This is a genomic window from Alteromonas sp. 07-89-2, assembly GCF_013113925.1.
Taxonomy (GTDB): domain Bacteria; phylum Pseudomonadota; class Gammaproteobacteria; order Enterobacterales; family Alteromonadaceae; genus Alteromonas; species Alteromonas macleodii.
In genome coordinates this window covers 26,758-49,153 of sequence record NZ_VTYM01000015.1, presented here as the reverse complement: position 1 = coordinate 49,153, position 22,396 = coordinate 26,758, and the positions used below count along the sequence as shown (strand labels likewise).

The window sequence follows — 22,396 nt, the reverse complement described above, 5'->3', positions numbered from 1 at the left end:
AACCGGGAACACTTTTTAACAAAGGATTGTAATCATGAACAAACCTCTTCTAGCTGGCGCGGGCGTAACTTTGGTTGCACTTGGCGTTGCCCCTTATTTTATTGGCACTAGCGTTCACGAAAATGTTAACGCCGCCGTAAACGAAATTAACCAACAAGCCGTTTATTCTGCCGAGGTACTTTCGTATGACAAAGGCTGGTTTTCGACAACAGCAGAAATCAAGCTTGCTGTCGATTTTCAAGCGCTAATCAATGCACAGAATGTTGACTCCACTGATATACCAATGGAAGAAAACCCTGGCATTACCGCTACGCTAGTAGCTCATCACGGACCGGTGTACTTTGGCGATGGCTTAGGATTAGGCCGCGTTCACTATACGGTCTCTATTGATGGAGATGAGTTAAGAGAATACGTTCAGTGGGATGGCCAACAGCCAATTTATCGCAACGAAGGCGTGGTTGGTTTGTTTGGTGGACTAAGCTACGCAGACGTTATTCCAGCGCTTAGCGCGACGGCCGAAGAAGAGGGGTTCACGCTACTTTTCTCTGGTTATGCGGGTGAAGCTGAGCCTGATGGTGACAAAACTTTGTATACGTCGTCGGGTGAATCGCTAAGCATAAGCGCAGATGAATTTTCCTTAGAGATGAAAAATCTGTCTATGGATATGAGCTATGATGGCGATATGGTAGCGGCGTTCAAAGGTGACTTATTTGAATCTACTGGTAAGGCGCGTATTGAAAGCATAGAAATTTCTAACATTGAGCCAGGTGCGACAGTTAAGATTGAGAACCTAGCTTTTGCTACCGACGTCAAGATTGACGAAGACAATAACACCGCCAATGTCTACGTAGAATACGCTGTCGACAAAGCCGTGGGCCCTGAACTTGATGCTACAGACATGGTATTAGGCGTTGCCATCAATAACTTAGATATCGACTTCATTAAGGCCTATCAAGAATTTAGCAACAATTCATTATTAGTGCCTTCTGAAGAAGTGCCAGCCAAAATGATGGAGTTTATTGAAGCTAACTTGCTAACACAGCTTAAAGCTGAGCCTGAGATTAATATAACGAAGCTGAAAGCAACGTTGCCTGAAGGGTCGTTTAACGCTTACGCAAACACGAAATTAGTGGGTATAGATGCACTTCCCGGTACGTTGGAAGACGCCGCTTATTGGGTCACGCATTTGCTGGCTGATGCACAAATCACCGCCGATAAAGCGCTTGCACAGAGTATGGCATCTGGCTATATGATGGGCCAATTAATGGCGACGCCACAAGCACAAAATATGACGGCTGAAGAGCTTCAAGCCGCTGTAGAACAACAGACACCTATGATGCTAAGTACCTTCGCTCAACAAGGCTTAATAAAAGAAACCGAGAAAGGTTACGAGACAAAGCTAACACTTAAAGATGGCGAAGCCAGTGTAAACGGTACGCCTATTCCGCTGCCTTTTGCCCCTCAATAATAGTTAGAGAACCTCTATAAAAGCGTAAACCGTGTATCGCAGACGGTTTACGCTTATTTTACTCCTGTTCAGACAGGGTAATGTTCATTAAATCTTCAGCGGCATATACTCGCCCTTCAGCTACAACAGTAATCGCCTCAGTAAGTGCATCAAGACCCGGTTCGCTACGTTTCATAATATGAGACAACACTATTTGCTTAGCGTTTGACTGCGCGGCAATGTCGATAATCTGAGTCGGCGTCATATGCAAGTTCTTAGCAACCTGACCCGCGTCATCACCAATGGCGTTGTGTAGCACCAAAAGGTCTGCGTTTTTAGCAAAACGAGCAAGGTTTCCTTGTTTATCATTGGTATCGCCTGAAAATACCGCCTCGCAGCCATTGGCCTTAACCTTCCACGCTAATGCTGGGATAGGCCCGTGGTTCACCGTCATTGCCTCAACACTGACGCTATCGTTTACATTGCGTTTAAACGGTTGTTCAAAGGTTGTGGCCCCGATGCTTTTTGTGGATATCGCATAGTCATCTTGGCCTTCTATGGTGTAAGAAGATAGATACTTAAACGCGCCGTTTTTCCCTATTAACGACGACACATAGGCGTTTGTGGACGGCATAATGTCGTTGCCCTCTGGCCCCATTATTATTAAATCTTTCTCGCGATCGGTGAAATACCCACCTTTCACAAAGCTTGGCAAATCGGCGGAGTGATCGGTGTGTAAGTGGGAAAGCAAGATAACTTCTAACGATTCAAACGTCGCCCCCGCAGCGCCAAACTGAACGCTGCTTCCGCTTCCAGCATCTACCAACACGCGGGCGCTACCATTTACCCAAACCACATAGGCACTAGATGTTCTGCCGTCATCCAATTCAGGTCCACCCGACCCTAATATTTGCACCGAAACGTTATGGCAACCCATAGGACTGGTGCTTAGGCCGGCATCGTCTGATGTAGTTGATGGTTGAGACAACGGCTGCGCTAAAGCCGAGAACGATAGAATAGCAGTGGTTGTCATAGCGCAAAAAAACGCAGTTTGTTTTCTACCGCGCTGTTTGTCCTGCCTTGTAAGCCCAATGCCTGATCTTACATTGCTTAACCGTTTATTTATAACCGTCATAACCATCGCCTTATGTTATTCCCTACTCATTAATACACAGATATTTGATTAAAAGACCGTTTGCCCGGACGAAACTATTCAGCCTAGTTGACTGCGCACTGTTTTTTCGCCTGATTGTTTTCAATTACATGGGCTTTACTGTGCGACTACTTTAATGAATCGGGCGTACGGCAAAACAAAAAAGGCGAACCCTGAAGTTCGCCTTTCTTCTCATTGCTTCTTACAGAAGTGCACTACTCGGCCGATTTCTCAGCGACCATGATAGTTTTGATATTGACGAATTCACGCATACCATAACCTCCGTGCTCACGACCGTAACCGCTGTCTTTCACACCACCAAAAGGTAAGTTTGGCTGAGCGAGTGAATAGCCATTAATATTTACCATTCCTGTATCAAATTCGTCTTTCGCCAACGCAATGGCTTTATCAATATCTGTACTGAAAATACCACCGCCTAAGCCATAGCGTGAATCATTTGCTACTTCCATGGCTTGCTTGTCGTCGCGTACGCGAATGAGCGACGCAACTGGTCCAAATAGCTCATCATCATAAGCGGGCATACCTGGTGATACATCTTCCAGCACCGTGATTGGGTAGAAATAGCCATCAGAGTCTGGAATTTCTCCACCCAGTGATAGCGTAGCGCCGTTTTCTAGCGACTTCTTCACTTGCTCATGAAGTTCATCGCGCAAGTCTTCTCTCGCCATTGGGCCCAAATCCGTGTTTTCGTTTGTGGGGTCGCCAACTTTTAGCTTTTTACACTGCGCCACAAATTTGTCTCGGAATTCTTCATAGACGCTATCCACAATAACAAAGCGTTTAGCCGCCACACAGGTTTCACCGTTATTAATAACGCGTCCTTGGATACACATTTCTACAGCATGGTCGATATCCGCATCCTCTAACACCAAAAAGGCGTCGTTACTTCCAAGCTCCATTACGGTTTTCTTAGACAAGCTTGCAGCTTCCTTAGCCACTTCTTTACCTACTTCGTCACTCCCGGTAAAAGTAACGCCGCGAACGTATTTGTGCTTGATTAAGTCACTTGCCGTGCTGCCATCAATTAGCAGCGACTGATAAACATTTTTAGGAAAGCCAGCATCTTCGTACATTTGCTGAATGGCTTGCGCCATACCAAACACGTTTTTAGCATGTTTCAGTACCGTGGTGTTACCCGCCATTATGTTTGAGGCGCTGTAACGAATAACTTGGTACAACGGAAAATTCCACGGTTGGATGCCAAGAATAACGCCAATGGGCTGATACGTAATGATTGCTCGACCGCCTTCGAAAATGCGGTGTTCGTCTTCCAAAATTGAAGCGCCGTGTTCGGCCGTATAGCGGCATATTTCAGCGCATAGCTGCACTTCTTGCTTTCCTTGCGCGGTAACCTTACCCATTTCCCGTGTCATCAGGCTGGCGAGATCGTCAATTCGCTCTTCCATCAGGTTTGCAAGGTTATTAAATAAATCTGCGCGGGTCTCAAATGACGTACGGCGCCAGTTCAAATAGGCTTCTTGTGAACGGGTAACTGCTTGCTCGGCGTCCTCGGCTGACATCAAATGATAATGATCGATCTTTTCACCTGTAGCAGGGTTGTAGGTATTGATTGTCTCACTCATTGTCACTCTCCTTATTCCGTTTGGTCTGAAGGAAGTGCAACTAAAAAGCCAAGGTGTCAAAAAATATTTTTTAACCTATTTTCAATAATATAGAAGTAACTTGAAGCCTAAGTAATGGATAGTGTCAGAAAGGATCCAGAAAAGATTACTTATCGCAGTAAAGATTTCAGGGCGACCGTTGCGATCGCCTTATCATTTTTCCTAAGTAAGGATAACCTTGCGGCGCTCTGTTTGATTAACGGTGTAATGCGCCTTATTGTACAGCACAAGAGGTTCAACACTAGTCAGTGTATAAGTCGGGGAAATGGAACTTTGCCATAGCAAGCGTTAACGCCACTTCATAAACACTTTGTCGCGAGGCGTGATTAAGAGTAAGCAAACCAATAGCCCCCCCTTTTTGCTTTATGTTTACCGTATCAAAGAGCTTGTCCATAACCGGCCCAAGCTCTTCGCCACGCTGTAGCGCCTGATATACGCTTACAGGAAGAGGCAAGCTTGCACTTCGCGTTACTGACCAGTGACCTTCATGGTATATCGCCACATAGGCAAAGGTAGCAGGACCATCTTCAAATACATCCACACCACCTTCAATTGCCACATACCACGCATCTGTGAGACCACCTTGATGATGAGCAAGCATGGCCTTCACGCGATTAATGGCGCCCAAGCGCGTTTCATCTTCATTCATTGGCTGGTCAGGCACGCCGCTTGGTACAGCCATACCCTGAGCGTCGAAATCGTGCTCTAGTGTGTCAGAGAGTGTATTGAGCGCAGCATTAATTTTTACCGGATTCAGCGACCCTACATAAATTGTGTCAGAAACCATGTGCTTTCGTCCTTTAAAAACGTCCTTTCGAAACAGTCCCAACAGGGTTCTGCTTAATATCTTCTAGCATTAAACGGTAATCGCGCACCGCTGGAAACTCACTAATATTGCGATTTGGCAAGGTACTATCAGGGTTATCGACAGCAAGTAAATGTTTAATACCGTATGTCTTTGCCGCATTTAGAATTGGCAGTGAGTCATCGACAAATAAAGTGCGATGGGCATCGAACTTTACCCGTGCCTGTAATCTTTCCCATAGCAGCTGAGACTCTTTGGTTACGCCGAACTCATGGGTAGAGATGAGGTTGTCGATATGTGCGTCGAGCTGGGTATGCTCTATCTTTAGCGCCAAACTGTTTGGGTGCGCATTGGTCACTAATACCACCTGCCTGCCTGAGTCATGAAGCGCATCAAGGAACGGAATTGTATCGTCACGAAGGGCGAGCAAATGTGCCAGCTCACGCTTCAGCGGCATAAACTCATTTTCTAAGTCCATTTCGAGAGATTCAGCCCAGTAATCTAAGCAATACCATTGAATTTGCCCGAATACTGACTCATATCGCGCAGTCATTTCACGTTGACTCTGCGCCTCTGAAATTCCTCTTATTTGTGCTAATCGTTTAGGCAAATGATGTAGCCAGAACTGGTTGTCGTAATGAAGGTCCAGCAAAGTGCCGTCCATGTCTAACAGTACAGTTTCTATTTCATTCCAGGGCAGAAAGGGCAAGCGATTTTCCTTATAATGAAGTAAGCTAAGAAATTGTATACAAGTATGATAACAAAGTTGTAGCGATAGACATGCCAAAAATTGATTCGAACAAACCGTTACCACAAATTCATTCTCGTGAAATCGTTGCGCAAAGCAAACTCTTTAGGGTAGAACGCTTAGACCTTGAGTTTTCGAACGGCGCCACCCGTGAATTCGAGCGGATGGCTGGCGGAAACAGGGGCGCGGTAATGATAGTGCCTATGCTTGATGAAAACACCATGGTGTTAATTCGCGAATATGCTGCCGGCACACATTCGTATCAACTAGGCTTCCCAAAAGGTTTAATAGACCCTGGCGAAACTGCCATTGAAGCTGCTAATCGCGAACTACAAGAAGAGGCAGGCTTCGCGGCCAATGATCTTGTGGAGCTTCATAAGGTCAGCATGGCTCCCACTTTCTTTAACGCCAATATGACCATTGTTTTGGCTCGAGACTTGTATCCAAAGCAACTTGAAGGCGACGAACCTGAGCCTCTTGAGGTGATTCACTGGCCTTTAGATGAAGCAGATGCTTTACTTGCACGAGAAGACTTTGTAGAAGCACGCTGTATAGCCGCGCTGTTTTTAGCTCAAAAGTGGTTTAAGGAACAATAAACAATGCCCGATGACGCCCATGCCGACCTACTAGAACTTGCGAAAGAAATTGCCATCGAAGCCGGTGAAGCCGTATTAGAAGTATACGATAAAGGGGAGTTTGACGCTTATCAAAAAGACGATGAGTCTCCCGTTACCAGCGCAGATTATTTGGCAAATGATATCATCAACAAGCGCTTACAAGCCGCAACGCCTGATATCCCAATCCTCTCAGAGGAAAACAAACATGCAAGTCTAGAAGAGCGAAAGCATTGGCCTCGATACTGGTTAATCGATCCCATCGACGGAACCCAAGAATTCATTGCTAGAAGCGGTGATTTCGCAGTAAACATTGCGCTAATAGAGAACAATGAGCCGACAATAGGCGTTATCTTTTGGCCTCCAGGGCAGTCGTTATATTACGCCCAGAAAGGCAAAGGCGCGTTTAAGTCATCACCTGATGGCGATCACCCAATAAGCGTACGCAAGCTAGACGACCCTAAAAATAGTGTGGTGATGATTGCAATAAGCCGTCGTCAGTCGAGAGAAAAAGTGCTCAGCAGAATGTGCGCCAAGCGCGTATATCAAACGCTTCCATTGGGAAGCTGTTCCCTGAAAGCCTGCTTTATTGCCGAAGGAAAAGCTGATGTGTTTATGCGCATCGGTATTACCGGCGAATGGGACACTGGCGCATCGCAATGCATTGTCTCTGAAGCGGGTGGGAGTATTGCCGCCGCTAACTTCGAACCTCTTACCTACAATCAGCGTCATTCGCTAGAGAACCCAGATTTTGTGGTAATGGGCGATCAAAGGGTGCCATGGCAAGATGTAGTCCAGTATGATGACTTCGTAAACCCACATCAGCACTAGCGCGTAATAATTTACTTAGCGCAGCGTGTTAACCTACGTATAATAGCGTAGTAATGTTGCTGGGCCACATTACTCTGGTAGTGGTTAAATCAAGCCAGATGGAACCAAAAAGTAAAAGGAGTAACCTATGATGACTACACGTATTCGCACGTTGTCTGCAGCATTGCTCGCATGTGGGCTAGCATTTCCCGCCGCAGCCGATTGGTCAATAGACGGCGAAACAAGTGCACTACACTTCTTATCGACGAAGAATGCACAAGTCACCGAAGTACATAAGTTTGATAGCTTTGATGGTACGCTGTCTGACGGTGGCAAACTTAACGTGGCGGTTGACTTATCGTCAGTGAATACAGCCATTGATATTCGCAACAAGCGAATGCAAGAGATGCTGTTCAACGTGACCAAGTTTGCACAAGCGACATTTGAGGCCAACTTGCCTGAGTCGATGATGAACCTGAAATCGGGCCAAGTTGTTAACGGGAAGGTAGACGGTATTTTGATGTTGCACGGAAAAGCCGTTCCTACGTCATTTGCTGTTAAAGCAAGTAAAGTAGACAACGATACGCTTACCGTATCAACCACGTCACCAACGTTAATTAAAGCAGAGTCTTTTGGACTTGCTGAAGGCGTAGCTGCACTTCAAAAAATTGCAGGGCTTAAGAGCATAACAACAACAGTACCCGTAACGTTTTCAGTTACGTTTACTCAGTAAAACACTGTTATTGCCGCCGTCTATCGATAAAAAGCTAGGTGGCGCGTAATTAAACGCAATAAAAAACCGCACACATGTGCGGTTTTTTTGTTTTGATATCTACTGTGAGTCTATTATGCGCTGTTAGGAAGCCTGTGGCGCATAGGCAATGGCTTTTGACTTAGTACTTGCTCTGGCATGCTCTGCCACACGTTATCAGGAAGCGCAGGTACTTCTGCCTTGTGCTGTGATATAGCGAAATACCCCATTGCAACGCGTAAACGCTTAAGTGCTTTACACTCATTCACTTCCTGGTCAATGATGAACACGCCCCACTTACGCATGGCTATGCCTAGTTTATCGCTGCTTGTTAAGCGGATAACCGGCGCCGCTAACACCATGCCTACTAATACGGGTAACAACCACATAAATAGCGACGGGGTGAAGTAGAAAGTAGTTACGCCCCACGCTACCGCTAAACAGCTCATAATTTGCGTGTGTTTAATTGCAACTTTCCATGGCACTTTGCGCCCTTCACGCTCTTGCGCTTCCCATTTAACAGAGTGGCCAACAAAAACGCTAATCACAAAATAACTGTGATAGAACATCATTAGCGGCGCAATAAGCACGGCCATAGTTAATTCAATTGCTGCCCCTTTAAGCAAAGACCACGCGCCACCAAATTCGCCGCGACGTTTTATTAAAGCTAAGGTAATACCGAGAAGTTTAGGCAAGAATAGTAACGCCGCCGTACCCCACATGGTTACCATCATCATGTCTTGGCGCGCTACCTGCCAACTAGGGAAAAGCTGGTATTCAGACACGAAGAACTCTGGCACTGACGTGGCGCGAATTAACGCATCTGCTGTACCTAGCGCCAACATGCAAAATAGTATGAGTGAAGAGATGTACGCAAACGCACCAAATAAGAAGTGCAGGCGGTTTGCCATTTTAAGACCTTTAACGTTCAATAACCCTAAATGCTGTATGTTGCCCTGCACCCAGCGACGGTCGCGAATTGCGTAGTCAACAATGTTACTTGGCACTTCTTCATAGCTGCCCGTGGTGTCGGTAAGCAAGTAGGCCTGCCAGCCAGCACGGCGCAGTAGCGCAGCCTCAACAAAGTCATGACTTAAAATTTCACCGCCAAAAGGCGCGCGCCCTTCAAGGGTAGGTAGCCCGCAGTGCTGCATAAATGGTGCAATACGAATAATGGCATTGTGCCCCCAATAGTTTGCACTGTCTGTTTGCCAAAACGATAGACCTGTCGCCAACATTGGGCTGTAAAGGTGAGCAGCAAACTGCACAAAACGACCAAAGAAGGTGTTTTGACGTACCGGCATTGGAATGGTCTGTACCAACGCCGTATCAGGGTTTTGCTCAATACGACGCGCCAAGTCTTGCATGCGCTCTCCAGTCATTACGCTGTCGGCATCTAATACAATCATTGACTCGTAATTTGCACCCCAGCGTTCACAAAACTCTTTAAGGTTGCCCACTTTTCTGTGCAGGTTTTGTTCGCGACGACGATAAAACACTTGACTAGAGAAGGCACCTAAACGCTTTTTCAAACGGGTAAAGGCACGTAGCTCTGCATCCGCTTTTTCCATATCGCGGGTGTCGCTGAGCATGAAAAAGTCGAATTTAGAACTGTTGTCACTTTCCATTAATTCGCGAATACAAGCTTCAAACCCCACCATAATACGGCGGGTATCTTCGTTATAAACCGGCATGACCACGGCGTGCTTTTGCGTTAATGGCGCAGTAGCATCAGGAGGCGTTTGATTTCTGCGCAAGCTCAACGGGTCGACGTTAAAAAGCTGCAAAAAGATACCGATAATGCCTGTCCAAAACGCCATACACAACCATGCGAACAGGGTTAGCCCCAACCCCAGCTGTGCAATCTCTAGGTTGGTAAGGCCGTTAGGTAAAAAGATTTCGTACAAACTCCAACCGGCCAGTGCCGTGCTTGGAATAACTAGCATTGCCATGATAAACAAACGCATATGCTCTCCTTTTAAGATGAAATGTGAAGCACGTGCAGTGCCATCACTTTTAACCTGAGGCACGGCTTTAGCCTCGTCCGATATCGCTGCGCAAGCGCGATTATTTTGGTTGGTAGACATAATTCCAAACCTCACTCACACGTTTACCGTCTTTCTCTATGTAAGCGCGCATATCTACCGTCTGCTTTTCTTTCGGCTTAACAAAGAAGGTGGCCCGCCACTCTTGTCCATCAGCAACGGGGTAAAGTCGCTGCTGAGAAATCGTGCCGTTAGTACCCTGTACCACCAACTTCATCGACTCGTTATCAAAAGCAATGGCAGAAGGCGCGCTGAAGTCCACGCTGAACTGTCGTGTCGTATTTAGACTGTCGTTTTTAAACTCGTCACCCGGCAACACAGCCTTGCCTTGGCGGGTACGTACTACTGAGGCCAGTTCACTGACAAACGGATTTTGTTCTACGGTTTTAAGCTCGTAAGCGAAATACAGTGATTCGCCCGAATTGAATGGCTTTTCAGGCGTCCAAAAAGCCACGATATTGTCGTGTATTTCGGATTTAGTTGGAATTTCGACGACTTCTAATCGGCCTTTTTCAAAACCAGCTTCTGGCGTCACCCATAGCCCTGGGCGTATATGGTAATTGGCCTCTGCGTCGAGGTAATTATCCCATTCGCCGTCGCGTTGAAGCATGCCGAATCCTTTAGGGTTTGCGTCGCTAAGTGACGTGACTTGAAGGCGTGCAGGATTAGTCAGTGGACGCCAAATTTCTTCACCAGCGTGAGTTACCATGAGCACACCGTCACTATCATGCACCTCTGGACGATAGTCGTCATGACGCTTTTCTGTGTTCTCGCCATACAAGAACATACTGGTAAATGGTGCAATGCCTAGCTTGCTCACGTCATCTCTGGCAAATAACCAACTCTCTACTTTAACGCTGGTATCAATATCAGGCTGTATAACAAATTTGTACGCGCCCGCTACAGAAGGGCTTTCAAGACGCGCATAAACAGTAATAGGTTTACCCTCACTCGGTTCTATGACCCAGAACTCAGTGAAGTGGGGGAACTCTTCGCCTTTGGCTAGCGCCGTATCAATCGCAAGACCTCGTGCAGAGATACCGTACACTTGATTTTCACCTACAAGACGGAAGTACGATGCCCCCAAAAATACAGCAAATTCGTCTTTGTACTCTTCGTTCTTGATAGGGTAGTGAACGCGAAATCCAGCAAAGCCTGACTTTTCGTCCGTTAGCCCAGCTAACCCCGACGCAGACCCGTCGTAGTTGAACATGTCACTGTTGAACGCTAGGCGTTCAGGCTTATTGCTTTCACCAATAGTGTGGATAGTGACGGGGTATTCATATAAAAAACCCGGGTGAAAAAACTGCAGTTCGTAGTCATTCTCGTCATGCCAAAGACTCTGCTCGGGCTTGAAGCGAATTGAACGATACGTAGTGTAGTCAATTTCTTTAAGCTTGCTGTTTAACCCGTGATCGTCCTGCTCGTAGCTCTCTGTCGCTGACTGGCGTGCAGCATCAATAATTGACTGAAGAACCGGCGATGCTTTTTGAGGCTGATTATCGTTGTTAACCTCAACTGCACCGGCTTGATGAAACGCAAATAATGCGATGACACTGCTCATCGCTAAAAGAAGGTGTGACAGCTTATTGCGCTGACGCACATTCGTTTGTAAATCTTTACCGAAAATCGAAACTGGCTTAGCCATTTGTCCTCTCCTTATGAAAACAATGGTTATCCAGATGACCATCAACAACTCGTTACACGCCTTACTTACTGAAAAGCGTCTTTTACAAAAACGGTATTGATTGAAGCCACGCGAGAAAGGCGCTCTCTTCCTTTCTTTATCCACTAATATCGTGAAAAACCGAATTCCTTGCCGAAGGGCTAAAGTGAATGTTGGATAACACACAGAGACTTGAGCAAAAGCTGTTCCAACACGAAATAGCCGCCGTTATTTTTTATATTTTTCATAATTTACAATGCCTTACAAACACACACATTGTGGATTATTGGAGAACACTGGCTTGTAAAAATGTCCGATGAGTTAGACAAAAGGATAACTGTTGTTTTTTAGAGACAGTTTTATGTGCCAACGTTTTACTAGGAATACATCAAACTTTGATTTTGAACATTTCAAATGTGTAGCCTCTAAAAAGCCAGACGTATTTTATCTATAAATATTAGCTACATAGATAAATTAAGACATATCAAAATAGTGATTTAGTACGAAGTTGGCAAACGCTTTGCTATTCATCATGTTGATAAATAAATCGGACACTATTTCTTAACGGAAATAACAAAGATGGCATGAAGGCAAGTACGGCTTTGTGTTCATCAACCAAGTAGCCTTTTGTAGCGCGCTGTTAAGCGCTGACTTGCGCTTGGGTTTGCACATTTATAACAAACCGAGAACATTCGCGATGAACAAGGTGGGTTACTTAACATACTAAGGAGTTATCACATGCGTAAATCATTCACACTTATTGCAGCAGCACTAACTGCGGCAACACTTCCTCTTACAGCTATGGCCGACAAGCCTGACTGGCGTTACGTAGAAGGTGGTTACACCAAAATGGACTTTGACGACAATGAGTCTTTTGAACCAGACGGTTTAACCGTTAACGGTAAATACCTATTGAATAGCAACTGGTACCTAAACGGCGAGTATAGCTTCTTTGAAGAGGGCAACTTTGACTTTGATATGCTGACACTAGGTGCGGGTTACCGTTTACCTGTTAACGCGACAACAGACGCGTATTTTGGTGCCAACTTAGAGCGTATTGACGGTGACGTAAACGACGAAACAGGTTACAGCATCAATGCTGGCCTTCGCTCGATGATCACAGAGCAGGTAGAGCTGGCGGGTGAAGTTGGCTACTACGATGTAGACGATGGTGAAGCGACATTTAGAGTAGGCGCTAACTATTACATCACGCCACAATGGGCTGTGGGTGCAAACTACAGAATCATTGATGATTTAGACATTATGCAGGTAACTGCACGTTACGCGTTTTAAGCCTTCCTCTCCTCAGGTAGGTAGCCGGGCTGCTCGACCCGGCTTTTTTGTGTCTATTGTTCTTCAGCTTCGCTTGGCTCAATATCTTCTTTTCTTTTGATATCTACACTTTCATGAAGCTCTGAATAGACCAGCACCGCCTCACCCGACTTGAGTCTGTTTAACACTTGCTGCACTTTCACATCTAGCGCAACTTCTTCAGCGCCGTAGTCCGTGCCCTCTCGCAGAACAAAAGACTCAGCCAAGCTATAAAGCGTATCGGCTTCTAGCGCGTCAATGGGGATTATCATTCACACTCCTGATAAAAAGCGTTTGGGTAAATTATTAGAACATCAACATTAGCGGCTGACATAACGACACGTAGTATTTACAGGTAAGGCTTCACTTACAAAACGTTTCACCCGTTCGTGCAGCCATACTTTAGGATTTAATATAGAACCTTGCATGAACCCAACGTGACCGCCTCGTTCACTTAGCTCCACGGTAACGTTGCGCGCAAGCTCTTCTTCCTTAGGCACAATTAAGTGATTCATAAAGGGGTCATCAATGCTATGTAATACCAGTGTAGGACAGTGGATCGCGCTTAAAAAGTGATACGCACTACACTTTTCATAGTAGTCTTGAGCGTCTGCAAAGCCGTGAAGCGGCGCTGTGATCTTCTCGTCGAATTGGGTAAAGCTGGTGATCTCTTCCACATCAGTTTTTGTTAGCTGTATAAGCTTGCGATAATCGATGTACTCCATTTTCTTACGCAGCGTATCCTTCATGCTAGTAAGTAAATACTTTTGATATACGCGAGAAAAACCCTGGTTAATTGATTTAGCGCATTCAGAAAGTTTAAGAGGTGAAGAAATGGCAATCGCTGCCTTAAGCCACTTTTGCGCAGGGTTTTCGCCCAACAGTTTCAATAGCATATTGCCGCCAAGGGAAAAGCCGATGGCCACTTTAGGAATTCGTGGAAATTTATCGTGAAGCCACTCTAAGAAAAAGCTGGGGTCTTCTGTTTCTCCACTGTGATACGCCCGCGCTTTTAAATTTGGCACGCCGCTACAGCCGCGATAGTGCATCATCACCACCTGCCAACCATTCACTGACAATTGAGCCATCATATCGTTCGCGTAATGCGACTTAATGCTGCCTTCTAAACCATGAAACATCACCACGATACCCGATGTTTCCTGCGGTTTTGGCCCCCACGCCACATCGACGAAGTCGTCATCGGGTAATGTGAGACGCTCCATGTCGTAAGACAAAGGCAACCGCTTTTGAATAAAACGCGGCCATATGGTTTGCACATGACGGTTCTTCGCCCACCCTGGCACCTTAAAGCTGCTTTTTATTATCTTTCCATGCGATAGCGCTGATTTACTCATTTTGTTTTCTTATTGTGTTTTTACGATAGTTGATTAACCACTAGGCTCACTAGTTGGCGCGCCTCGTTGTTGTCTCGCAGTCCGTATGCATTTATAAACGCTGCGATAGACGCGTTAAATACGTTAGACGATACAGATTGCCCTTGACCCAGATGCGTGACTGGCTGCTCATTGAACGACGCAACAATATCGTGCTGCTGCTGTCTTTCAAGCTCTAGCTCTTGTGCTTTGAGTGCGTCATATTCTGCTTGGTCTCCGCCTTTTTCGGGGCTCGCAGCCTTTCGCCTTGCACGGTGATACTGTAACTTTTCTTCGGTCGCACTTGATGCCGCAATCACTGCCTTAAGCTGTGGCAAATTAATGATGACATTATTCTCTAAACACCAGCAAATCAGCAAGAGAACGTTTACATTAACCTTGTGGTTGTCTTGCAGTAAAAGCGCAAGGGGAGCCATATCACCTTTGGTATAGCGAGAAACGCTATACTCCCAAAACGCGCGGTTTTCGATATTAGGCGTTGGCATTGTCATACTCTTCTCGTTTTAACTCAATTTGCTCTTGGGCATCTAGCCATGCCATCTCTTCTTCCTCAAGCTGTTGCTTAAGCTGAGTTTGCTTGTCGAGTAGGCCCATAAGCTGCGCCTTTTTGTCTTCGCTGTAAAGCGAAGTATCGGCAAGTGACGCTTCCACCTCAGCCAAAGCAGCACCACATTTTTCCATGGCTTTTTCGTGTTTTTCAATGGCTTTTTTAAGTGGCGCAACCCTTTGCCTAAACTCGGCTTCACGGCGTTTTTCTTCTTTACGATCTAATTTGCGTTCCGGCTTACTCTGCGCGCCAGTCTCTTGTAGCTCTTCGTTTTTGGCGTCGCTGTTGGCCTTGGCTTTTTCCGCTGCCTGCTGCTTTAAAATCCAGTCGCGATAGTCGTCCAAGTCGCCTTTAAATGGTTCAACTTCGCCACTGTCTACCAAATAGAAATCCTCACATACCGAGGAGAGTAAGAAGCGGTCGTGCGAGACCAGTACCATGGCTCCCTCAAAACCTTGAAGCGCTATATTTAGCGCATGGCGCATTTCCAAATCTAAGTGGTTGGTAGGCTCATCCAGCAGCAATAAGTTAGGCTTCTGATAAACAATTAACGCCAATACTAAGCGCGCCTTTTCACCGCCCGACATAGGTGCCACGGGCGCTAACGCTTCATCGCCATTAAATCCAAATCCGCCCAAATAGTCGCGAAGTTGCTGCTCGGTGGCTTTTTCGTCAATGCGCTGCAAATGAAGAAGCGGAGTAGCGTTAGCATCTAACGTTTCTAACTGATGCTGAGCAAAGTAACCAATCTTAAGGCCTTTAGCCGTATTAAAAATACCTTGTTTTGGCGCATGCACGCCCGCCAATAGTTTGATTAGCGTAGACTTACCCTGCCCGTTTCGACCTAGAAGACCTATTCTGCTGCCAGGTACTAAATTGAGTTTCACCTGTTGCAGCACAATATGGTCGTCGTAACCCAGCTGTATCTTTTCCATTTGCACAAGCGGGTTTGGCAGTGCCGACGGCGGCGCAAAAGAAAAGCTAAATGGGCTTGCCATATGGGCTGGCAACAAGGTTTCCATTTTCTCCAACTGCTTAATACGACTTTGCGCTTGCTTAGCTTTACTCGCTTTAGCTTTAAATCGGGTAATAAACGAATTGAGGTGCGCTACTTTTTGCTGCTGCTTTTCATATTCAATGTTTTGCAAGCGAATACGTTCAGCGCGCTGGGTTTCGTAAGACGAGTAGTTACCGGTGTAGGTGATAAGCTTCTGTTGTTCAACACTGATAATTTGCGCAACCGTGTTGTCGATAAAAGCTTTATCGTGAGAAATCAGCAATAGCGTTCCCGCATAGCGTTGAAGCCATTTCTCTAGCCAAATAACGGCGTCTAAGTCTAAGTGGTTAGTAGGTTCATCAAGCAGCAGTAAGTCTGAAGGACAAAGCAGCGCTTGAGCTAGGTTTAGGCGCATACGCCAGCCACCTGAAAAATCGCTAACTGGTGCGCTTAACTGCACATTGGTAAACCCAAGACCCGACAGAATGGTCGCTGCGCGAGCTTCCACGTCGTATGCTCCCGCTTGCTCGAGCTGCCCGTGAATTTGGCCAATCTTTACACCGTCGCCGCTTTTTTCAGCGGCTTCTAATTGCGCCTGTAGATTACGTAAATGTTTGTCACCGTCCACCACATAGTCTATCGCAGTCCGGTCAGTTGCTGGCGTTTCCTGTGCCACGCTTACAATTCGCCAGTCATTCGGTACGCTGCAGTCGCCAGCATCGACACTTAACTCACTTCTCAGCAGTGCAAAAAGCGTGGACTTTCCGCAGCCGTTGCTGCCAATCAGCGCTACTTTGTGGCCTGGAAAAACCTGCGCCGACGCCTCTTCTAGCAACATTTTGCGACCGCGAAGTAGCGATACATTTGAAAGCTTTATCATGAGTAACCTGTGATGGAACAAACTAGGGCGCGTATAATATCAAAAACTTAAGGTAAAAGCTGATCAACACTTACCATTTCAAGGTATAATAATCGCGAAATTATCCAAAGGTGTATGTATGTCAAAACGTGTAAAACGCCGCTTTGTTGCAGGGGCTACGTGCCCAAAATGCCAAGAGCTAGATACGATTTCGTTATATTTTGAAAATAACGTAGAAAAGTTGGAGTGCGTTGCGTGTGGATACAATGAAGCGCAAACTGATGAAAAGGTGAGTGCCGCCACACGCTCAAACGAAAATGTGATTGGCATCTTTAAACCGCACTAACATTCCTACCCACGTCTCAGTAAATCTTACCGTTAAGCCTGTGTAACACCTTACAACGCTGTGCTCAGGCTTTTTGCAAACGTCTCTTCATGCCACGCCAACGCTGGGTATCCTAGTTACCTAACGAAAGAGGTTGCTCAGGCATAATTTTTGTATTTCCTTAGCAAAGGAGTGAAATATGAAACATGCTAAAAAACGTGTCTGCTATGTCCTTATAGCCTTGTTGCTTACGCTCATTGCCATAAGACTTTACTTGCCTTACGCCGCAGCGTCATACATCAACACGACGCTGAGTCAGTCAAAAGAGTATAACGGCCGCGTGGGCGATGTAGATTTAATGCTATGGCGTGGCGCATATAGTTTAGAACATGTTTTGCTTTATAAGGCGAACGGGCAAGTAGATAGGCCGCTATTTAAAGCTGACTATGTGGAGTTTACGCTTTCATGGTCACAGCTTTTCAAAGGTGCAGCGGTGGGAAAAGTCATTGTTAATTCCCCCGAGATTAATTTTGTAGACGGCAACACGGAGGAGAGAAGCCAGTCTGGTAAGGATGAAAACTGGTTATCTATCGCCGACCAACTCTTCCCGTTACGCATCGATAAGCTAACTATTAACCAAGGAAAAGTCGCTTTCCACAACCCCGATACTTCTCCGGCTATCGACATTGCGCTTCATGATATTCAGCTTGAAGTGAATAACTTGGTGAATAGCGATAACTTGTCAGACTCACGTGTAGCAACGGCCAAAGCGCAAGGACAAACGGCACAGCAGGGCACGATATCCTTAAACGCTAAACTCAACCCGGCAACAACAGCCCCCACATTTGACGTTGATATTCAAGCTGACAACGTTGGACTAGTGAACTTTAAGAACCTGCTTGATACCTACGCACCGTTTGATCTGGAAGCGGGCACCCTCACACTTGCGGCTGAAGTGGCGTCTAATGAAGGGAAAGTAAAAGGCTATATCAAACCCATTTTGCATAATGTGGAGGTATTTTCTTGGAAGGGTGACATTGAACGTGACGGCGATGGTTTTATTGAAGGCAGTATCGAAGCCATTTCCGCGTTTGTCACCGAACTGTTTGAAAACCAAAGCGAAGACCAAATTGCCACACGCATTCCTGTTGAAGGCGATTTATCAAGCCCTGACACCCAAACATGGGAGGCATTTACCGCGATTTTAAAAAATGCATTTATCGAAGCTTTTAACGGCGATGTGGAGAAAAGTATAGAGTTGGATAGACTCGAGCTGGATAGGTTGGAAGTGCCGGAAGGCCCTGAAAATTAAGAGCCCTCGCCGCTGAACGCGCTTAAATAGTACAGCTATCGCCACAGTCGTTGGCGCCGTCGCGCATACCTTCAATCTCTTGACTCTCTTGCTTGTCTTTTTCAGCCTGTTTCTCTGCTACTGACTGCTCAACAGAGTCAAAATCGATGCTATCAAACGCATCCATATCAAAATCGCTCATAACTCACTCTCTTAAATAGTAAAAAAGGCTTCTTTTTGCTGAAGCCTTTGTATCGGGGCGCAAGTGTAATTCAAATGTATATCCTGGCTAAATGAAGACTTCGCCTAACTCATAACAAGATGAACTAGCGTGATGTTTTTTAAACACTACTACACATCAACGAAGCGCCTTTGATGTCTTCACAGGCCTCTCCCCACGATGAGCGCCCCGCAATAAGTGTCATCGCCAATGGACGTGCTCCAAGTGAATACCGCGTTGCAATTACTAGTGCGCTTCAACTGTTCTAGTAATGCGGAGGCGGGGTTTCTTCTGACTGCTTAGCAATATTAGACGGCTCGATAGACTTAACGCGGTCAACGACATGGCGTACTTTAAAGGCTAAATCGTCAAGCTGCTTTTGTTGCGAAGACAGCGCATCGTTTAGCGCCTCAATGGTGTGCTCCTGAAACGCAACTTTAGTTTGAAGCTCTTCGATATAGCTATTCGCGCTATCTATTTGCTGTTGTAAATGCTCAGCGCTTTTATCTGTCATGTAAATTCTCTATCTCTCTCGTTGCCATTCTTCGGCAAGGCCACTACTGCTTATGGACAATATATTATCATTGGGGAGGAAGGCGACGCCATACACAACTGCGGTTGGTGGTGAAACTGACTCTCGTGATGCAACCTGTATGGACTGCACTTGCTCGCCAGTTTTCAAATCCCACAGGTATACTTTTCTGGCGGGAGAGCCTGTTAGTAAAAACTGACCATCTTTGGAAAACTCAACGTCTGTGAAGATTTTCTGACGCGCTACATATTTGAGGGATGCTACAGGCTGCCCAGTTTGCACATTCCACACTTGCGACTTGCTCTGGCTGTCCGCAGTAAAAGCAAAGCGGCCTTCATCATCAAGCGCTACTTTTGTTACTCGCGTGGGGTGGGTGAATGTATGAATTATTTGCCCAGTGTCAGTGCTCCATAAATACGCTATGTAATCGTTGCCCCCCGTCAATGCGAACTTACCGTTAGGGGAAATATCAATGGAGTTAACCTTTTCTTGATGCCCTAAAAACTCTAGTCGACGCGAAGTACGAGGTTCAAAGTACATAACTTTGCCATTTGAGCGCGCCACCAATATGCCGTTACCATTATTGGTAACCACCACATCTCTAATTGATGACTCGTCAATGCGCCAAAAACCTTCAGGCTCGCCGGTCTCCAGACTCCATAAGGCAAACGCCTCGCGGTCAGCGGTAACAACATAGCGTTTGTCGGCGCTAATGTGTACTGACATGACCAGGTTGTCACCTTCACCTTGGTGACTCCAGTGATAAAGGGGATCACTTTGTCCAATTCGCCATACGTTTACCCCGGTATTCACGCCAGAAACCACCGCTAACGTGCCGTCGGTAGAAATATCTGCGGCATAGGCGCCTTCTTCTACATGACGCCACTGCTGTATTGGCGTAGTATCAGGGACAGAACATCCCATGGAATTACCTATAAGTACGATGAGTAACGCTATTCTATGGAACATTTGAGGCCTAAACATAATCAAATGGGTTTCGCTTTGTAAACGCTAGGTTTAACATAGCATGGATCACGCATCTTTAACTATCGTGCACACTGCCTTGGATGCAGCAGTATAGACATAGACGCATGATGATAAAAATTTATGGAGACGTTTTTATGCAGAAGTCGCTCGTTGCCTTATCTACTATCGCTGCGCTAGGCCTTTTCGCTTGCCAGCCAAATACATCTGATGAGGCCGCTTCTACAAGCGCTGATAGTGCAAAAACAACTTCTGTTTCAGCAGAAGAAATGACAGATACGCAAAAGCAAGCTTACGCCATGGGCGCAAGCATGGGTTTGTTCGTTAGCAACCGTGCCGAACAACAAGAGCAACTGGGTTTAACATTAGACCAAGATGCGCTACAACAAGGCTTTAAAGACGGTCTAAACGACACCCTTAAGTTTACGCCAGAGCAGATTCAGCAAATCGCTCAACAAGGCGAAGAAGTACTTCGCGCTAAGCAGCAAGAAATGGCGGAACAAGCCGCTGAAAAAAATATTGAAGCAGGCCTAGCTTACCTAGAAGAAAACGGTAAGAAAGAAGGTGTGGTAACTACCGAGTCTGGTCTTCAGTACGAAGTACTTGAAGAAGGCGAGGGTGCAAGCCCAGAAGCGACAGACATGGTTAAAGTTCACTACCGTGGCACCTTGTTAGATGGCACAGAGTTCGACTCATCTTACAAGCGTGGCGAGCCAGCAGAATTTCCACTTAATCGCGTTATTTCTGGTTGGACTGAAGGCGTTCAATTGATGAAAGAAGGCGCAAAGTATCGCTTCCATATCCCATCTGAACTTGCTTATGGTGCGCGTTCTACTGGCGCAATCACGCCAAACTCGACGCTTATCTTTGACGTTGAGTTGCTAGAGGTGGTTAAGCCTGAAGCAGAAGCGCCAACGGAATAAGTTAGTGCTTTAAGAAAAAGAGAAAGCCGACGCATAGCGTCGGCTTTTTTGTTTTAGTGAGTCAGCGTGATCCTTGCCTACCTTTTCCCTACGAGCCAGTGGATTTTCACCACGCGCGTACCCAAATAGTAAAGTGGGTTATTCAATATGCTTGGTGCCTCGAATTACACTATTAAGCTTAGTCTAAATCGACCAAATTTCACGGTCTATTCCAAGCCTTTTTGGAACAATTTCGCCTTAAAACTTGGTGCTTAAAACAAAAGGTTTTAACGCTGAGGGGCGCGCCGTCTTTCTGTGTGTACCTTAAACGTAGCAAAATGATTTAACAGAGACTGACCCACCTTATACATAGCACAACCTAAAATAAGATATATCACGGTTTGCATACTCTTTAAGCGAACAACGATATCAAGCAAGGCATAGAGTAATAACAGCCCACCGCTTAAAAACAGCATGAAACCAATGATAGTACCGCTGGTTTGGAACGGGTCGTTCCCCGACCTTCGACGGTTCAACACAGGTATCCTGTTACGCATTCATATCCCCTAATAATTAGAATACTATTTATACTACGACACTACGTGAAAGGTTTATGTTCAATAATTATTCAATCTACTCACTTTGTCACTTTTTGGCATACAGAAAGATTGCGTTTTGCCTTATTACCCACATAAAGTAAGGGTAATTAGCTGGATTATTTATAGGACATTGTGAAAACACCGCTTATCACTCGAAAGGGCTACTTAAAGCTTAAACAAGAACTGGATTTCTTGTGGCGTGAAGAACGACCTGAAATTACTCGCAAGGTAACCTGGGCAGCGAGCCTTGGTGACAGAAGCGAGAATGCCGACTACCAGTACAATAAGAAGAAGCTACGGGAAATTGATCGCCGCGTACGCTACCTTCGCAAGTGCTTGGAAAACTTAAAGGTTGTGGACTACGATTCACAGCAAGAGGGTAAGGTCTTCTTTGGTGCCTGGGTTGAAATTGAAAACGAAGCGGGCAAGGTGATGGAACTTAGGCTCGTGGGCTACGACGAAATTTTCGGCCGAAAGGATTACATTTCTATCGACTCTCCGATGGCGCGAGCACTGCTTGGCAAAGAAGAAGACGATGAGTTTGTTGTAAAAACCGAAACGGGCACGAAAGAGTGGTGGATAAACCGTATTTGGTACGACGCAACAGACAAACTGTGAGCACTAATATGCCCTATTTAATCACCCATTTGTAACACAATGATCAGACGACTTCCCCTACACCGCGGTGATATACTCACCGCTCCTATTTTCACTACCGACGCTGTGTATATAAGCCTTTCACACACCGTTTAT

General features: G+C 45.9%; 23 protein-coding genes. 9 read left to right on the top strand and 14 right to left on the bottom strand.

Going from position 1 to position 22,396, the window contains the following annotated elements; translation table 11 throughout:
• The first annotated feature begins 34 nt into the window (after window positions 1-34).
• Window positions 35-1,468, top strand: a complete 1,434-nt coding sequence (locus tag F0261_RS11410) for a YdgA family protein (protein WP_171338023.1) — start codon at window positions 35-37, stop codon at window positions 1,466-1,468.
• 58 nt (window positions 1,469-1,526) lie between these two features.
• Here the strand turns inward: F0261_RS11410 and F0261_RS11405 are convergent, their stop codons facing one another.
• The 4 genes from F0261_RS11405 to yrfG all read right to left on the bottom strand — a co-directional run bounded on the left by F0261_RS11405 (window position 1,527) and on the right by yrfG (window position 5,757).
• Complete coding sequence (locus tag F0261_RS11405; protein WP_171338022.1) at window positions 1,527-2,582, bottom strand: MBL fold metallo-hydrolase; 1,056 nt, start codon at window positions 2,580-2,582, stop codon at window positions 1,527-1,529.
• 233 nt (window positions 2,583-2,815) lie between these two features.
• A complete protein-coding gene (locus F0261_RS11400; protein WP_061486825.1) occupies window positions 2,816-4,204 on the bottom strand; it encodes an NAD-dependent succinate-semialdehyde dehydrogenase in 1,389 nt (462 codons plus the stop codon).
• Between the two features lie 280 nt (window positions 4,205-4,484).
• Window positions 4,485-5,030: an inosine/xanthosine triphosphatase gene (gene yjjX, locus F0261_RS11395; protein ID WP_014951320.1), complete on the bottom strand. Its 546-nt coding sequence runs from the start codon at window positions 5,028-5,030 to the stop codon at window positions 4,485-4,487.
• A 13-nt stretch (window positions 5,031-5,043) separates the two neighbouring features.
• Window positions 5,044-5,757, bottom strand: coding sequence for a GMP/IMP nucleotidase (gene yrfG, locus F0261_RS11390; protein WP_014951321.1), 714 nt, complete (start codon window positions 5,755-5,757; stop codon window positions 5,044-5,046).
• A gap of 71 nt (window positions 5,758-5,828) precedes the next feature.
• Here yrfG and nudE point away from each other — a divergent pair, with 71 nt between their 5' ends.
• The 3 genes from nudE to F0261_RS11375 all read left to right on the top strand — a co-directional run bounded on the left by nudE (window position 5,829) and on the right by F0261_RS11375 (window position 7,953).
• Window positions 5,829-6,392, top strand: coding sequence for an ADP compounds hydrolase NudE (nudE, locus tag F0261_RS11385; RefSeq protein ID WP_171338021.1), 564 nt, complete (start codon window positions 5,829-5,831; stop codon window positions 6,390-6,392).
• A 3-nt stretch (window positions 6,393-6,395) separates the two neighbouring features.
• Window positions 6,396-7,241 carry a 3'(2'),5'-bisphosphate nucleotidase CysQ gene (gene cysQ, locus F0261_RS11380; RefSeq protein WP_014951323.1) on the top strand — a complete coding sequence of 282 codons (846 nt, stop codon included), beginning with the start codon at window positions 6,396-6,398 and terminating at the stop codon, window positions 7,239-7,241.
• Window positions 7,242-7,368: 127 nt separating this feature from the next.
• Entirely contained in the window at window positions 7,369-7,953 is a 585-nt protein-coding gene (locus F0261_RS11375; RefSeq protein WP_014980708.1) for a YceI family protein, read from the top strand.
• Window positions 7,954-8,066: 113 nt separating this feature from the next.
• Here the strand turns inward: F0261_RS11375 and mdoH are convergent, their stop codons facing one another.
• Together mdoH and F0261_RS11365 are read right to left on the bottom strand one after the other, a co-directional pair.
• Entirely contained in the window at window positions 8,067-10,058 is a 1,992-nt protein-coding gene (gene mdoH / locus F0261_RS11370) for a glucans biosynthesis glucosyltransferase MdoH (RefSeq protein WP_171338020.1), read from the bottom strand.
• Entirely contained in the window at window positions 10,039-11,664 is a 1,626-nt protein-coding gene (locus F0261_RS11365; RefSeq protein ID WP_014977784.1) for a glucan biosynthesis protein, read from the bottom strand. The genes mdoH and F0261_RS11365 overlap by 20 nt, the downstream gene beginning before the upstream one ends.
• A gap of 756 nt (window positions 11,665-12,420) precedes the next feature.
• Between F0261_RS11365 and F0261_RS11360 the strand changes: the two genes are divergently transcribed.
• Window positions 12,421-12,975, top strand: a complete 555-nt coding sequence (locus tag F0261_RS11360) for an outer membrane beta-barrel protein (RefSeq protein ID WP_014977785.1) — start codon at window positions 12,421-12,423, stop codon at window positions 12,973-12,975.
• 53 nt (window positions 12,976-13,028) lie between these two features.
• On the opposite strand, the gene F0261_RS11355 is transcribed toward F0261_RS11360, so the two are convergent.
• Genes F0261_RS11355 through F0261_RS11340 form a run of 4 tightly spaced genes read right to left on the bottom strand, consistent with a single transcriptional unit; the run spans window position 13,029 to window position 16,811 of the window.
• Entirely contained in the window at window positions 13,029-13,265 is a 237-nt protein-coding gene (locus tag F0261_RS11355) for a YheU family protein (RefSeq protein ID WP_014951328.1), read from the bottom strand.
• Window positions 13,266-13,313: 48 nt separating this feature from the next.
• Window positions 13,314-14,348 carry a hydrolase gene (locus F0261_RS11350; protein WP_014951329.1) on the bottom strand — a complete coding sequence of 345 codons (1,035 nt, stop codon included), beginning with the start codon at window positions 14,346-14,348 and terminating at the stop codon, window positions 13,314-13,316.
• 20 nt (window positions 14,349-14,368) lie between these two features.
• Entirely contained in the window at window positions 14,369-14,878 is a 510-nt protein-coding gene (locus F0261_RS11345; RefSeq protein WP_014977787.1) for a TIGR02444 family protein, read from the bottom strand.
• A complete protein-coding gene (locus tag F0261_RS11340; RefSeq protein WP_039235745.1) occupies window positions 14,859-16,811 on the bottom strand; it encodes an ATP-binding cassette domain-containing protein in 1,953 nt (650 codons plus the stop codon). The genes F0261_RS11345 and F0261_RS11340 overlap by 20 nt, the downstream gene beginning before the upstream one ends.
• A gap of 118 nt (window positions 16,812-16,929) precedes the next feature.
• On the opposite strand from F0261_RS11340, the gene F0261_RS11335 reads away from it, so the two are divergent.
• Both F0261_RS11335 and F0261_RS11330 read left to right on the top strand, forming a co-directional pair.
• Window positions 16,930-17,136 carry a YheV family putative zinc ribbon protein gene (locus tag F0261_RS11335; RefSeq protein WP_012520152.1) on the top strand — a complete coding sequence of 69 codons (207 nt, stop codon included), beginning with the start codon at window positions 16,930-16,932 and terminating at the stop codon, window positions 17,134-17,136.
• Between the two features lie 178 nt (window positions 17,137-17,314).
• Window positions 17,315-18,427, top strand: coding sequence for a DUF748 domain-containing protein (locus F0261_RS11330; RefSeq protein ID WP_171338019.1), 1,113 nt, complete (start codon window positions 17,315-17,317; stop codon window positions 18,425-18,427).
• Between the two features lie 22 nt (window positions 18,428-18,449).
• On the opposite strand, the gene F0261_RS11325 is transcribed toward F0261_RS11330, so the two are convergent.
• The 3 genes from F0261_RS11325 to F0261_RS11315 all read right to left on the bottom strand — a co-directional run bounded on the left by F0261_RS11325 (window position 18,450) and on the right by F0261_RS11315 (window position 20,082).
• A complete protein-coding gene (locus tag F0261_RS11325) occupies window positions 18,450-18,608 on the bottom strand; it encodes a hypothetical protein (protein ID WP_012520154.1) in 159 nt (52 codons plus the stop codon).
• Window positions 18,609-18,891: 283 nt separating this feature from the next.
• Complete coding sequence (locus F0261_RS11320) at window positions 18,892-19,140, bottom strand: SlyX family protein (protein WP_014980717.1); 249 nt, start codon at window positions 19,138-19,140, stop codon at window positions 18,892-18,894.
• A gap of 9 nt (window positions 19,141-19,149) precedes the next feature.
• On the bottom strand, window positions 19,150-20,082 hold the full coding sequence (locus tag F0261_RS11315; protein ID WP_171338035.1) for a WD40 repeat domain-containing protein: 933 nt from the start codon (window positions 20,080-20,082) through the stop codon (window positions 19,150-19,152).
• 197 nt (window positions 20,083-20,279) lie between these two features.
• Between F0261_RS11315 and fkpA the strand changes: the two genes are divergently transcribed.
• A complete protein-coding gene (fkpA, locus tag F0261_RS11310) occupies window positions 20,280-21,065 on the top strand; it encodes an FKBP-type peptidyl-prolyl cis-trans isomerase (protein WP_014951335.1) in 786 nt (261 codons plus the stop codon).
• Window positions 21,066-21,331: 266 nt separating this feature from the next.
• On the opposite strand, the gene F0261_RS11305 is transcribed toward fkpA, so the two are convergent.
• Window positions 21,332-21,601 (bottom strand): hypothetical protein, encoded by a 270-nt coding sequence (locus tag F0261_RS11305; RefSeq protein WP_171338018.1) that lies wholly within the window; start codon window positions 21,599-21,601, stop codon window positions 21,332-21,334.
• A gap of 174 nt (window positions 21,602-21,775) precedes the next feature.
• Between F0261_RS11305 and greB the strand changes: the two genes are divergently transcribed.
• Window positions 21,776-22,261, top strand: coding sequence for a transcription elongation factor GreB (gene greB, locus F0261_RS11300; RefSeq protein ID WP_014951337.1), 486 nt, complete (start codon window positions 21,776-21,778; stop codon window positions 22,259-22,261).
• The last annotated feature ends 135 nt before the right edge of the window (window positions 22,262-22,396 follow it).

What these genes read in the sequence shown, in the direction of transcription:
- F0261_RS11410 (WP_171338023.1), top strand. Translation starts at nt 35, where the DNA reads ATGAACAAACCTCTTCTAGCTGGCGCGGGCGTAACTTTGGTTGCACTT.
- F0261_RS11405 (WP_171338022.1), bottom strand. Translation starts at nt 2,582, where the DNA reads ATGACGGTTATAAATAAACGGTTAAGCAATGTAAGATCAGGCATTGGG.
- F0261_RS11400 (WP_061486825.1), bottom strand. Translation starts at nt 4,204, where the DNA reads ATGAGTGAGACAATCAATACCTACAACCCTGCTACAGGTGAAAAGATC.
- yjjX (WP_014951320.1), bottom strand. Translation starts at nt 5,030, where the DNA reads ATGGTTTCTGACACAATTTATGTAGGGTCGCTGAATCCGGTAAAAATT.
- nudE (WP_171338021.1), top strand. Translation starts at nt 5,829, where the DNA reads ATGCCAAAAATTGATTCGAACAAACCGTTACCACAAATTCATTCTCGT.
- cysQ (WP_014951323.1), top strand. Translation starts at nt 6,396, where the DNA reads ATGCCCGATGACGCCCATGCCGACCTACTAGAACTTGCGAAAGAAATT.
- F0261_RS11375 (WP_014980708.1), top strand. Translation starts at nt 7,369, where the DNA reads ATGATGACTACACGTATTCGCACGTTGTCTGCAGCATTGCTCGCATGT.
- mdoH (WP_171338020.1), bottom strand. Translation starts at nt 10,058, where the DNA reads ATGTCTACCAACCAAAATAATCGCGCTTGCGCAGCGATATCGGACGAG.
- F0261_RS11365 (WP_014977784.1), bottom strand. Translation starts at nt 11,664, where the DNA reads ATGGCTAAGCCAGTTTCGATTTTCGGTAAAGATTTACAAACGAATGTG.
- F0261_RS11360 (WP_014977785.1), top strand. Translation starts at nt 12,421, where the DNA reads ATGCGTAAATCATTCACACTTATTGCAGCAGCACTAACTGCGGCAACA.
- F0261_RS11355 (WP_014951328.1), bottom strand. Translation starts at nt 13,265, where the DNA reads ATGATAATCCCCATTGACGCGCTAGAAGCCGATACGCTTTATAGCTTG.
- F0261_RS11350 (WP_014951329.1), bottom strand. Translation starts at nt 14,348, where the DNA reads ATGAGTAAATCAGCGCTATCGCATGGAAAGATAATAAAAAGCAGCTTT.
- F0261_RS11345 (WP_014977787.1), bottom strand. Translation starts at nt 14,878, where the DNA reads ATGACAATGCCAACGCCTAATATCGAAAACCGCGCGTTTTGGGAGTAT.
- F0261_RS11340 (WP_039235745.1), bottom strand. Translation starts at nt 16,811, where the DNA reads ATGATAAAGCTTTCAAATGTATCGCTACTTCGCGGTCGCAAAATGTTG.
- F0261_RS11335 (WP_012520152.1), top strand. Translation starts at nt 16,930, where the DNA reads ATGTCAAAACGTGTAAAACGCCGCTTTGTTGCAGGGGCTACGTGCCCA.
- F0261_RS11330 (WP_171338019.1), top strand. Translation starts at nt 17,315, where the DNA reads ATGAAACATGCTAAAAAACGTGTCTGCTATGTCCTTATAGCCTTGTTG.
- F0261_RS11325 (WP_012520154.1), bottom strand. Translation starts at nt 18,608, where the DNA reads ATGAGCGATTTTGATATGGATGCGTTTGATAGCATCGATTTTGACTCT.
- F0261_RS11320 (WP_014980717.1), bottom strand. Translation starts at nt 19,140, where the DNA reads ATGACAGATAAAAGCGCTGAGCATTTACAACAGCAAATAGATAGCGCG.
- F0261_RS11315 (WP_171338035.1), bottom strand. Translation starts at nt 20,082, where the DNA reads ATGGGATGTTCTGTCCCTGATACTACGCCAATACAGCAGTGGCGTCAT.
- fkpA (WP_014951335.1), top strand. Translation starts at nt 20,280, where the DNA reads ATGCAGAAGTCGCTCGTTGCCTTATCTACTATCGCTGCGCTAGGCCTT.
- F0261_RS11305 (WP_171338018.1), bottom strand. Translation starts at nt 21,601, where the DNA reads ATGCGTAACAGGATACCTGTGTTGAACCGTCGAAGGTCGGGGAACGAC.